Source organism: Geodermatophilus sp. SYSU D00698 (assembly GCF_054050335.1).
The window spans coordinates 1-11651 of sequence record NZ_JBJGZD010000004.1 but is presented as its reverse complement, the minus strand read 5'-3'; the positions used below and the strand labels follow the sequence as shown (position 1 = coordinate 11651).

At 78.6% G+C, this 11651-nt stretch carries 11 protein-coding genes and 1 rRNA gene; 2 read left to right on the top strand and 10 right to left on the bottom strand.

From position 1 onward, the window contains the following. The first annotated feature begins 415 nt into the window (after window positions 1-415). Window positions 416-1036, top strand: coding sequence for a TetR/AcrR family transcriptional regulator (locus tag ACI8AB_RS04875; protein WP_456902372.1), 621 nt, complete (start codon window positions 416-418; stop codon window positions 1034-1036). A gap of 107 nt (window positions 1037-1143) precedes the next feature. On the opposite strand, the gene ACI8AB_RS04870 is transcribed toward ACI8AB_RS04875, so the two are convergent. From ACI8AB_RS04870 to ACI8AB_RS04840, 7 genes are all read right to left on the bottom strand, one after another. Then, window positions 1144-1860, bottom strand: coding sequence for a methylase (locus tag ACI8AB_RS04870; RefSeq protein ID WP_456949157.1), 717 nt, complete (start codon window positions 1858-1860; stop codon window positions 1144-1146). Between the two features lie 146 nt (window positions 1861-2006). Next, window positions 2007-3881 (bottom strand): DNA repair protein RecN, encoded by a 1875-nt coding sequence (recN, locus tag ACI8AB_RS04865; protein ID WP_456949156.1) that lies wholly within the window; start codon window positions 3879-3881, stop codon window positions 2007-2009. Continuing rightward, window positions 3856-4908, bottom strand: coding sequence for an NAD kinase (locus ACI8AB_RS04860; protein WP_456949155.1), 1053 nt, complete (start codon window positions 4906-4908; stop codon window positions 3856-3858). Before ACI8AB_RS04860 ends, recN begins: the two co-directional genes overlap by 26 nt. A 112-nt stretch (window positions 4909-5020) precedes the next feature. Next, window positions 5021-5818: a TlyA family RNA methyltransferase gene (locus ACI8AB_RS04855; RefSeq protein ID WP_456949154.1), complete on the bottom strand. Its 798-nt coding sequence runs from the start codon at window positions 5816-5818 to the stop codon at window positions 5021-5023. Continuing rightward, window positions 5818-6069, bottom strand: a complete 252-nt coding sequence (locus ACI8AB_RS04850) for a hypothetical protein (RefSeq protein ID WP_456949153.1) — start codon at window positions 6067-6069, stop codon at window positions 5818-5820. The genes ACI8AB_RS04855 and ACI8AB_RS04850 overlap by 1 nt, the downstream gene beginning before the upstream one ends. A gap of 175 nt (window positions 6070-6244) precedes the next feature. Further along, a complete protein-coding gene (locus tag ACI8AB_RS04845) occupies window positions 6245-7321 on the bottom strand; it encodes an HAD-IIA family hydrolase (RefSeq protein ID WP_456949152.1) in 1077 nt (358 codons plus the stop codon). Next, window positions 7318-7749 (bottom strand): tetratricopeptide repeat protein, encoded by a 432-nt coding sequence (locus ACI8AB_RS04840; protein ID WP_387994417.1) that lies wholly within the window; start codon window positions 7747-7749, stop codon window positions 7318-7320. Before ACI8AB_RS04840 ends, ACI8AB_RS04845 begins: the two co-directional genes overlap by 4 nt. Window positions 7750-7836: 87 nt before the next feature. On the opposite strand from ACI8AB_RS04840, the gene ACI8AB_RS04835 reads away from it, so the two are divergent. Further along, the gene (locus tag ACI8AB_RS04835) at window positions 7837-9189 is read left to right on the top strand and encodes a DUF1015 family protein (protein WP_456949343.1); all 1353 of its coding nucleotides are present in this window, start codon (window positions 7837-7839) and stop codon (window positions 9187-9189) included. 29 nt (window positions 9190-9218) lie between these two features. Here ACI8AB_RS04835 and ACI8AB_RS04830 read toward each other — a convergent pair whose 3' ends face one another. The 3 genes from ACI8AB_RS04830 to rrf all read right to left on the bottom strand — a co-directional run bounded on the left by ACI8AB_RS04830 (window position 9219) and on the right by rrf (window position 11650). Continuing rightward, complete coding sequence (locus ACI8AB_RS04830) at window positions 9219-9578, bottom strand: single-stranded DNA-binding protein (protein ID WP_456949151.1); 360 nt, start codon at window positions 9576-9578, stop codon at window positions 9219-9221. A 99-nt stretch (window positions 9579-9677) separates the two neighbouring features. Then, window positions 9678-10538, bottom strand: a complete 861-nt coding sequence (locus ACI8AB_RS04825; RefSeq protein ID WP_456949150.1) for a tetratricopeptide repeat protein — start codon at window positions 10536-10538, stop codon at window positions 9678-9680. A gap of 995 nt (window positions 10539-11533) precedes the next feature. Next, window positions 11534-11650: ribosomal RNA gene (gene rrf, locus ACI8AB_RS04820) — 5S ribosomal RNA — on the bottom strand. Between the last annotated feature and the right edge of the window lies 1 nt (window position 11651).

Genomic DNA, 11651 nt, shown 5'->3' with positions numbered 1-11651 from the left:
TCCGTCGCAGGGTGCCGATGCGCATTGGCCGATGGTCCCACGCACGCCGTCGGCGGTTCTCCTCCGACGCGCAACTGCAACGGTCTGGTCACGCAGGGTGCCCGACACCACGGCCGACGCGACACGCCCGGCACGCACGCCCCACCAGCACCGCTCCATCTCCCAGCGGCGCTGTCTAGCGTTGCCCGCTGTGACACGTGGGGCTCCTGCTGCCAGCATCCCGGCGACCCGTCCCGGGGCCGCGGAGGAAGGGCCGGAGACGACGGCTCCCTCGCACATCCGCGCTGTGCCCGGGGGCCCGGCGCCCGCACCGGCCCCCGTGCCCGGCCCGCCGCCCGCCCCCGCGAGGCGGCCCGGGGACGCGCCGGCCGGGGAGCGCCGGGCCGCCCGGCGGCGGGAGCGGCGCGGCTCGGGCGTGCGGGAGCGCCGCCGGCGGGAGACCCACGACCGGATCGTCGACGCCGCTGCCGAGCTGTTCGCCGAGCGCGGCTTCGACGCGGTGAGCGTCGTGGAGATCGCGCAGCGCGCGGGCGTGGTGGAGAAGACGGTCTTCAACCACTTCCCGGTCAAGGAGGGGCTGGTCCTCGCCGCCGATCCGCCGATGCGGGCCGCGCTGCTCGACGCCGTCGCCACCCGCCCGGCCGGGGAGTCGGTGGCCGCGGCGGCGGGGACGTTCGTCGTCCGGGCGATGTCCATGCTCGGCACGCCCGAGGCCGCCGAGGGCGTGGCCGCGATGGCCCAGGTCGTCCGGGGCTCGCGGACGCTGCAGGCCCGCGAGCGGGAGATCCTCGGCGAGCTCACCGCGGCGCTGGCGGCGCAGATCCGCGCGGAGACCGGCGCCGGCGACGGCGCGGTCGAACCCGAGCTCACCGCCGCGGCGGTCACCGCGCTCTACGGGCGGCTGCTGGAGCTGGCCCGCGACCGGGTGCTGGCCGGCGTCACCGGCCCCGAGCTGGCCGAGGAGCTGCGCACCGCCGGTCGCCGCGGGCTGTCGCTGCTGCAGTTCGGCCTGGCGGGCTACGCGAAGCGCCGCTGACCGCGCCGAGGGCTCGCCGCGACCGTCGAGCTCACCGCCGCGGACGGCGGCGCCCCGCGGGCGGGCACCCGGCCGCGCTGTGCGTGCCGCTGCGCTGAGCGCCCGGCTCAGGCCGGCAGCTGCAGCGCCCGCAGCAGCTGGTCGGCGCGGTCGCCGGGGATGTCCGGGTCCTTCGTGAACAGCGCGACGGCGACCATGTACTCGTCGTCGCCGGCCCAGCCGCGGCCCTCGGCGACGATCCGGCGGATCTGCTCGCGCACCTTCGGCTCGCTGCTGTAGGGCCCGTAGTCCAGGCCCATGGCGAGGAAGTTGACCACCCGGTAGCCGAGGTCGGCGGCGGTGCTGACGGTGGTGACCGGGTCGGCGTAGCTCGCGACCGCGGTGACCACGTGGTCGTAGCCGGCCTTGAGCAGCTGCAGCGTGAGGTCGTTGCCGCGGACGCCGCCCCACAACTCGGGCATGAGGATGTCGCGGTCGGGCGCCGGGATGTAGGGCGGGTTGGCGATCGCGGTGGTCACCGGCTCGCCGCCGGCCGCGTCGGCCTGGTCGAAGAAGTCGCCGAGCTCGACGGTGTAGCGGTCGGCGACCCCGCGCCCGGCGATGTTGGCCCGCGCCTTCCGCACCGAGTCCTCGCTGATGTCGTAGCTGCGGACGCGCAGGCCGGGCAGGCCCTGCACGACGTCGGCGATCGCCGAGGCGTCACCGGTGCCCAGCTCGACCAGCGGCGCGGTCTCCCACCCCAGCTGCTCGCGGTACTGCTGCAGCAGCATGCAGACCGAGAAGCCGTAGTGCGCCGACTCGTCGGCGGAGCTGAAGCAGCTCACCGGTCACCCCCGGCGGTCCGGGCGGGGCAGGCCGCGGCGAGGGGTGACGGGAGCGGGACGTCGACGCGCACGGGTCCCGCCTACCCCCGTCACCCGATCGACACTCCTGCGTCCCACCACCCGGTCGTGTACGACCGGGCGGGCTCCTACGCGGTGCGGGCCGCGGCGGCGACGGCGAGCAGCTCCCGGGCGTGCGCCTGCCCGGTCTCGCTGTCGGCGAGGCCCGAGAGCATGCGCGCCAGTTCCCGCACCCGGTCCTCGCCGTCGACGGCCCGGATGTCGGTGGCGGTGACGCCCGCGGCGGTGTCCGGGGACTTGTCCACCACGAGGTGGGTGTCGGCGAAGGCGGCCACCTGCGCGAGGTGGGTGACGACGACGACCTGGTGGTCGCGGGCCAGCCGGGCCAGCCGCCGCCCGATCTCCCCGGCCGCCTGCCCGCCGACACCGGCGTCGACCTCGTCGAACACCATCACCGGCACCGGGTCGGCGCCGGCGAAGACCACCTCGATCGCGAGCATCACCCGGGACAGCTCACCGCCGGAGGCGCCGCGGTGCACCGGCCGCGGCGGGGCGCCGGGGTGGGCGGCCATGAGCAGCGCGACCTCGTCGACGCCGTCGGGCCCCGGCTGGTCGGGGTGGCTGTCGATCGAGAAGGAGACCCGCGCGCTCTTCATCGCCAGGCCCGCGAGCTCCCGGCCCACCTCGGCGGCGAACCCGTCGGCGGCGGCGCGGCGGCCGGCCGACACCCGGGCGGCGAGGTCGTCGACCTCGGCGCGGGCGGTGTCGCGGGCGGCCTCCAGCGCCTCGAGGGCCTCGTCGGAGACGTCGAGCGCGTCGAGCTTGGCGCGCGCGTCCTCGGCCCAGCGCAGGACGCCGGCCAACCCCTCGCCCGGGTCGGCGTACTTGCGCACCACCGCGGTGATCGCCGCGCGCCGGTCGAGCACCTCGGCCAGCCGGGCGGGGTCGGCGTCGAGGTCGGCGACGTAGCCGGCCAGCTGCACGCTCACGTCGGACACGACCGCGACGGCGTCGGCGAGGTCGCGGGCGAGCAGGACCAGCGCGGGGTCGTCGGTGCCGGCCAGCGCGCGCTCGGCGGTGGCCAGCGCCGCGGTGGCGTCCTGCGGCAGCCCCTCGGCGCCGAGGTCGCCGGTGACGTCGCCGACCAGCGCCGTGCGCGCCTCGTCGACCGCGGCGCGCAGCGCGTCGGCGTCGCCCAGCCGCTTGGCCTGTGCGTCGAGCGCCTCGTCCTCGCCCGGCTCGGGCGCCAGCGCCTCGATCTCGTCCAGGCCGTGCCGCAGCACCTCGGCGGCCTGGGCCAGCTCACGGGCCTGGCCGCGGCGGCGGTCGAGGTCGGCGGCGAGCTCCCGCCACCGCGCGTGGGCGGCGCGGTAGGTCTCCAGCAGCTGCAGGTGCGCCGGACCGGCGTAGCGGTCGAGGGCGTGCCGCTGCTCGGCCGGGCGGGACAGCCGCAGCTGGTCGCTCTGCCCGTGCACGGCCAGCAGGCCCTCGGCGAGCTCGGAGACGACGCCGACCGGCACGCTGCGCCCGCCCAGGTGCGCCCGCGAGCGGCCCTCGGCGTTGACCGTGCGGGCGAGGATCAGGCTGCCGTCGTCGTCGGGCTCGGCGCCGGCGTCGGCGGCCCGCTCCCACACCGGTGAGTCCGGCGGCAGCTCGAGCCGGCCCTCGATGCCGGCCCGCCCGGTGGCGCGCACCCGGCCGGGGTCGGCGCGGCCGCCGAACAGCAGGGTCAGGCCGGTGACGACCATCGTCTTGCCGGCGCCGGTCTCACCGGTGACCACGGTGAGGCCGCGGCCGAGTTCGAGGGTGACGTCGTCGATGGCGCCCAGGCCGCGGATGCGCAGCTCGGTCAGCCGGCCGAGGCCGTGCGCGGTGCGCGGCGCGGCGTCCTCACGGCGGGCGGGCGGGCGGCCGCCGTCGGTGTCGGCGGGGACGGCGGGGTCGGCGGCGGGCGCGGTGCGCGCGCGGCCGGTGCGCTCACGCGTCGGGGTCCGCGGCGCCACCGCGCACCTCCTCCCGGACGCCCCCGTCGCCGTTGCCCGGGTAGGACACGACGTCGCGGGCGAGGACGTTGCGCGAGGGCCGCAGCTCGTGGCCGGGGTCGTGCCGGCGGACCTCGCGGAAGCCGCGCACCGGCAGCCCGAACTTGGCGACCAGCCGGTCCCCGAACGTCGTCGTGTGCACCCGCGCGATGCGCACCGGCCGGGCCGCGCGCCGCACGTCGACGCGGCCGCCGTCGGGGACGTCGAGCGCACGCCGGCCGTCGGCCGAGACCCGGGCGCGGTTGCCGTCGGGCGGGACCGCGACCGAGAGCACGGCGTCGGGCGAGGTGACCAGCGGCCGGGAGAACAGCGCGTGCGCGTTGCTGGGGACCAGCAGCATCGCCTCGACGTCGGGCCACACCACCGGGCCGCCGGCGGAGAACGCGTAGGCGGTGGAGCCGGTGGGGGTGGCGAACAGGACGCCGTCGCAGCCGAAGCTGGTCAGCGGCCGCCCGTCGATGGAGACCACCACGTCGAGCACCCGCGAGCGCTCGGCCTTCTCCACCGACACCTCGTTGAGCCCCCACGTCCCGGCGACGACGTTGCCGGCGGCGTCGAGCACGTCGACCTCGATGGCCAGCCGCTTCTCGACCGCGTACGCGCACTGCTCGATCGCCGTCAGCGTCTCCTCGACCGCCTCCGGCTCGGTCTCGGCGAGGAAGCCGACGCGGCCGAGGTTGACGCCCATGAGCGCGGCGTGGCTGTAGCGGGCGAGCTCGGCGGCGCGCAGGAAGGTGCCGTCGCCGCCGAAGACCATGACGATCTCGGCGCCGCGGGCGGCCTCGGCGTCGGCGGGGACCACCTCGGCGCCCTCGATGCCGAGCGCCTCGGCCTCGTCGTCGAGCACGCGCACGGTGATGCCGGCGCGTGCCAGCCGCGCGGCGGAGCTGCGGGCCAGCTCGGTGATGTCCTGCCGCCCGGTGTGCACGGCCAGCAGCACGTGCCGCCCGCCTCCCGGGCGCCATCCGCCCTGGCCGGCCTCGCTCATCGGTCCTCCTCGATCCGGGCTGCTCTGCCCGCCTGTGCCCTGTGCCGCGGTGTCCGCCGCCGGTCCCCAGCGTCCCCCCGGACGGGCGTGCCCGCCCGGCCGGTCCCCCGCGTCACCGTGGTCCCTCCGCGACGGCGCGGCGCACGTCCTCCTCGGCCGGCGCGCCGGCGTCGCGGCGCAGCCGCAGGAAGAACTCGACGTTGCCGGCCGGGCCGGGCAGCGGGCTGGCGACCACGCCGGCGGTGCCCCAGCCCAGCGCGGCCGCGGCCTCGGCGACCTCGAGCACGGCCGCCGCGCGCGCCGCCGGGTCCCGGACCACCCCGCCCGAGCCCAGCCGCTCGCGGCCGACCTCGAACTGCGGCTTGACCATGGGCAGCAGGTCGGCGTCGTCGGTCGCGCAGGCGGTGAGCGCGGGCAGCACCAGCCGCAGCGAGATGAACGACAGGTCGGCGACCACCAGGTCGGCCGGGCCGTCGATCTGCTGCGGCGTCAGCGTGCGGACGTTGGTGCGCTCGTGCACCCGCACCCGGTCGTCGGTGCGCAGCGACCAGGCCAGCTCGCCGTAGCCGACGTCGACGGCGACCACCTCGCGGGCGCCCCGGCTCAGCAGCACCTCGGTGAAGCCCCCGGTGGAGGCGCCGGCGTCCAGGGCGCGGCGGCCCTCGACCGGTACGGCGAGGGCGTCCAGGGCGCCGATCAGCTTGTGCGCGCCGCGGGAGACCCAGCGGTGCTCGTCGGGGTCGGTGCGGACGACGACGGGCGTGCCGGCCTCCACGCCGGTGGCCGGCTTGGTGGCGGCGCGCCCGGCGACGGCGACCCGCCCCTCGGTGATCAGCTCGACGGCGTGCTCGCGGGAGCGGGCCAGGCCCCGGCGGACCAGCTCGGCGTCGAGTCGGCTGCGGCGCGGCATCAGAGCTGGTCGATCGTGCCGAGCTCGCGCTCCAGCCGGTCGTGCTCGGCCTCGAAGACGGCGACGTGCTCCCCCGCCGGGCGCTGCGCCAGGTCGGCGAACCGTGTCCCCGGCTGCCCGGGCACGTCGGTGACCCGGTCGGCGTCCGTCGCGTCGACGACCGGCCCCGCGGGGACGGGCCGGGCCGAAACGCCCGCGGGACCGGGCCGCGGCGGGCCGGGGACCGGTCGCGGCCGGGTCGGCTCGGTCATGGTGCTGACCTCTCGGACGGGATGGGGGACGGGGTCGCCGGACGGCGGGCACGGGGCGGCGCGGTGCGGCGCCCCTGGCCCGCGAGGGTACCGGCCGGGGACGACGGCGCGGGCCGCCCGAGGACACCGAGGACACCCCGTCGGCTCCCCCGGCCGCTCGTGCCGGCCCGCTGTCTCACCGCTCCGCCAGCCCCCACGTGGCGAGCGCGCGGCGCGCCTCCCCGTCCGCGGCGAGCACCCGGGCCGGCCCGCCCCCGGGCGTCCCCGTCCAGGCGGCGAGGCACAGGGCGCGGAGCCCGTCCAGGCCGTCGCCGGCGCCCGCGCCCTCCCCGCCGCGCAGCTCCAGCAGGCCGTCGCCGTCCGCGGTGGCCAGCCAGCCCCCGCAGCGCCACCCGCCGTCCTCGGCGGTGACCGGCGGGTGCGGCACCAGCAGCCCGCCGGCGTCGGCGGCCAGCAGGTCGGGACGGTGCAGCGGGCCGGCGGCCAGCAGGGTGGCGGGGACGGTGACCCCGCTGAGGACGAGCAGGCTGGCCGCGCCGGCCCGGTGGCTGCCCTCGACGTCGGTGTCCAGCCGGTCGCCGACCACCAGGGGGCGTTCCGCCCCGGTGCGGCGGACGCACTCGGCGTGCATGGCGGGGTCCGGCTTGCCGGTGACCAGCGGCTCGCGGCCGGTGACGTCGCGGACCACGCCGACCATCGCCCCGTTGCCGGGCAGTGGACCCCGCGGCGAGGGGATGGTCGCGTCGGCGTTGGTGGCCACGTGACGGGCGCCGTTGCGGACGGCGACCACCGCCTCGGCCAGCTGCGCCAAGCCCACCTCGCGGCCGTAGCCCTGCACCACTGCGGCCGGCTCGTCCTCGGCGCGCTCGACGACGGTGAGCCCGGCCGCCCGCAGCGCCGCCGCGACACCGGGACCGCCGACGGGCAGCACCCGCGCGCCCGGCCCGAGCATCCCGGCCACGACCGACGCCGCCGCCTGGGAGCTGGTGATGACCTCGTCCGCGCTCGCCGGCACGCCGAGGTCGGTCAGGTGCCGGGCCACCTCCTCCGGCGGTCGGGCGGCGTTGTTGGTGACGAAGCCCAGCCGCATCCCCCGCCCGCGGGCGGTGGCGAGGGCCTGCGGCACGCCGGGCACCGCGTCCGGCCCGACGTAGACGACGCCGTCGAGGTCCAGCAGCGCGACGTCGTGCCCCTCGGCCGGCGGCCGGGGGCTGCCGGCCGCGAGAGCCGGCCGCGCGGACGGGTCGCTCACGCCGTGCCCCCTCCCGACGCCCGCCGCGCCCGCACCCCGCGCAGCGCGCGGGCGTAGTGCGCCTGGTCCGGGCGCATGGCGACCGCCAGCGCGAGGTGCTCGGCGGCCAGGCCCAGCTCGCCGGCGCGGCTGGCGGCCATGCCCAGGCCGAACTGGGCGTAGTCGTCGGTGGGGTTGACCGCCGCGAGCTCGGCGAAGCTGTCGAGGGCGTCCCGGTAGCGCCCGGCGTCGTACTGCGCGCGGGCCAGCGCCTCGAGGATGCTGCGCGAGCCGGGCTCGGCCTCCGCCGCCCGGGCGAGCAGGGTCGCCGCGGCCGCCGGGTCGCCGCCGCTGAGCAGGTCCAGGCCGCGCCGGTACCACTCGTAGACCCCGCCCCCGGGCACACCCCCGCCCGGGAGGTCGTCCTCCGGTGAGCCTGCTGTCGACACCGCTGTCCTCCCGCTCCTGCCGCTCGCGTGCGCGCCGGCCGGCGCGAGGCCCGGCAGGGACCGGAGACCCGGCTGCCGCGGCGGTGCGTGGCCGACGGCTCCTACGATCCCGTCGTGCACTCGTCGTCGGCGGGCCCCCTGCCCCACGCTGTGGCGGGACTGGACGTCCGTCCGTTCCGGGCCCTGACCTACCGGCGACACGACCCCGGGCACCTGGCCCGAGTGAGCTCGCCAGCCTACGACCTGGTGACGCCGGACGGCCGCGAGCGGCTGGCCGCCGCCGATCCGCACAACATCGTCCGCCTCATCCTGCCCGGCGGCACGTCCGGACCCGGCACGGCCGGGGCCACCGGCCCCTGCGGCGGCAGCACCGGCGAGGGCACCGCGGCCCGCGCGGCCCGCACGCTGCGCGAGTGGGAGGACGCCGGGGTGCTGGTCCGGGACGGCGAGGCGGCCCTGTGGCTGTACGGGATGCAGCCGGTCGAGGGCGCGGCCACGGTCGGCTGGCTGGGAGCGGTCGCGGTCGCCGCCGCGGGTGGCCGCGCCGTGCTGCCGCACGAGGACACCTTCCCGGCCGCCGTCGAGGGCCGCCGGGCGCTGCTCGCGGCCACGGCCACCGACCTCGAGCCGATCGTCCTGGCCCACGACCCGGAGCCGGAGGTCGCCGCGCTGACGCAGGCGGCGCCGGCGGGCCCGCCCACGATGGACGTCACCGATCCCGACGGCGTCCGGCACCGCCTGTGGCGGGTCGCCGACCGGGAGGTGCTGCGCCGCCTGTCGGGGGCCCTCGCCCGCACCGGGGCGGTGATCGCCGACGGCCACCACCGCTTCGCCGCGGCGCGCGCGCTCCACCGGACCCGTCCCGACGGCGACTGCCGGGTGCTCGCGCTGCTGACGCCGATGGGCGCCGGCGGGCTGCGGGTCGAGGCGATCCACCGCGTCGTGCCCGACCTCTCCCTCGACGTGGCCGCGGAGGCCGCCGCCCGCGGCTTCACCGTCACCGAGGTCCCCGCCGGCCCGGACCCCGACGACCTCGAGGTCGCCGTCCGGCAGGCGCACGCCTCGGCCGGGGGTCTGTTCCTGCTCAGCGACGGCCGCCGGCTGCTGCGCCTGTCCGAGCCGTCGGCCGAGGTCCGGGCGACCGTGCCGGCCGAGGCGCCGCCGGCCTGGCGCGGACTCGACGTCGTGCTGGCCACCACCGGGCTGATCGGGCACCTGTGGGGCCGGACCGACGACCCCGGGTCGGTGCTCGTCGCCCACGACGTCCCCGAGGCGCTGGGACTGGCCGACCGGCGCCACGGGGTGGCGCTGCTGCTGCGGCCGCCCTCCCCCACGGACGTCGCCGCGGTGGCGCGGGCGGGCGCCCGGATGCCGCGCAAGTCGACGCTGTTCGTGCCCAAGCCGCGGACCGGGCTGGTCCTGCGCCCCCACGGGGACTGACCGACGGCGCCGGCCCGGCCCGCCGCCGCTCACGCCGTCCGCACCGTCCCCCCGGCACCGCTCCGCGGCACCTTGCGACCGCGCCGGCAGTTGACCTCGCACACCGAGGCCGTGCCGCCCGGCGTGCGCCAGAACCGCCGCTGCAGCGCGCCCTCGACCTCGACGACGTCCCCGGCCTCCCAGGCCGCCACCCGCCGCTGCAGCGCGCGGTCGTAGGTGACGCAGGTCAGCACGTCGACCGACTGCCCGCGGGCCCGGGTCTCGGGCCGGCGCACCACCAGGCGGAAGGTGACCAGGTTGTCCCCGCTGGGGAGGGCCTCGAGCTCCGCGGGGGCCGAGAGCCGCCCGCGGAGCACCACGTCGTTCCGGTCGATGACTGCCACGCTCATGGCGGCAGCCTCACCCGGCCGCGGACGCCCGGGAGGCGCCCCGGGGCGCCTGTGGACCGGCGGCCGCCGTGTGGACGACGGGGACTCGATCGTCGGTGGTCAGTGCCCCGGCTCGTCCTCGGCGGGCGGCTCGACCTCACCGAGCAGCTCGGCCACCTCGCGCTCCACGTCGGCGTCGAAGTCCGGCTCGTCGTCCCCCGCGTCGGCGTCGTCCCCGTCCGCCGCCACGGCGTCGTCGTCCGCGGCCGGATCCACGTCGGGGACCTCCGGCAGTTCCTCCTCGCCGAAGGCGACGTCGTCCTCCTCGGGCGCGGCAGCGGCCACGGCCTCCTGCCAGGCGTCGGCGGCCGGGTCGTCGGTGGCGGTGAGGAGGTCGGCGTAGGCGACCGCCAGCCGACGGGTGGGCTCGTCGTCCCAGTCCACGCCGTCGGGCCGGGGCCGTCCGCCGAGCGCGCCCTCGAGCACCAGCCGGGCCGCCGGCTCCTCACCGAGGTCCTGACGGGCGCCCGCCTCGACGAGGCGCAGCTCCACGATCTCGTCGCGGTCGGGCTGTTCGGCCAGCGCCTCGCGGACCAGCCGCAGCGCCACCTCGGGACGTCCCTGCGCCCGCTCACAGTCGGCCAGCACGGCTCGGTAGCCCTGGTCGCCGCTCATCCGCCGGTAGGCGCGGAGCTCGCGCGAGGCCTCGGCGTAGTCACCGGCGTGGTAGGCGGCGACCCCCACGGCCTCCCGCACGAGGGCGATCCGGGACGCCCGGTCGCGCGCCGCCCGGGCGTGCGCGAGCGCCTGCTCGGGGTCCTCGTCGACCAGCGTGCCGGCGACCACCAGGTGCCGCGCGACGGTCTCGGCGTTGCGGAAGTCGAGCCCCCGGAGGCCCGCGCGGACGGCGGGGTCGAGGTCTCGCGGGTCGGCCCAGTCGGGCAGCGGGGGACCGGCGGGCGCCGGGGGCGTGCGGTCCACCCGGGCCGGCCCACCGGGGCGGCCGCGACGGTCCTCGCTCGGCCGGCGCTCGCGCCAGTTCCCCCCGCCCGAGCGGTCGGGACGTCCCGCACCCGCCGGGCGGCCGGCGGCCTGGTCCCGGCCGGCAGGGCGCTCGCTCCGGTCCGCCGGACGGGCGGAGCGGCGGTCCTCCCAGGACCGGGCGCCGCCCTGGGGGCCGGCTCCGCGGCCGTCCCGGCCACGGTCGCCGCCAGGACGGTCCCCGGACGGGCGGCGGTCCCGCCACGCGCCCTCCGGCCGGTCGTCGCCACCGGTCCGGCGATCACGCCAGGAGCCCTCGGTGCGGTCGGCACCGGGACGCCGGTCCTGCCAGGACCGCTGCGGGCGGTCACCGCCGGGACGGCGGTCCTGCCACGTCCGCTCGGTGCGATCCCCACCCGGACGGCGGTCCTGACCAGCCCGCTCGGGGCGATCCGCACCGGGACGGCGGTCCTGACCGGGCCGCTCGGTGCGGTCGGCACCGGGACGGCGGTCCTGCCAGGAGCGCTCGGCCCGGTCGCCGGCGGGACGACGGTCCCGCCACGAACCCTCCGACCGTCCACCGGCGACCGGACGGCGGTCCTGCCACCCCGCGTCACCGCGGTCGCCACCGGCGCGCCGCTCCTGCTGGCCGCCGGTCCGGCGGCCACTGGCCGACGGTCGACCGCTGCGCTCACCGGAGGCTGCGCCGTCACGGCGGCTCTGGACGCTCTGCCGGCCGGAGCCGGACCCCCGCTGACCGGTCGCACCCCCGCCGGAGGAGCCGCCCGCCCGGTCGTCCCGCCGCGGGCGTGCACCGCCGCGCGGGTCCTGGTCGTCGGGCCGGCCACGTCCGGCGGAGCCTCGTCGAGGAGCAGTCATGTCGTCGTCAGTACCTCGGTCGCAAGGGCGGCACTCGTTCGAGCACCGGAATGGTGTGCCGGACACGCGAAACGGGGGCCGGAGCCAATGGCTCCGACCCCCGTTCCTGAAGAGTTGTCCGGCGGCGTCCTACTCTCCCACCCCGTCTCCGGGGCAGTACCATCGGCGCTGAGAGGCTTAGCTTCCGGGTTCGGAATGGATCCGGGCGTTTCCCTCTCGCCATGGCCGCCGTAA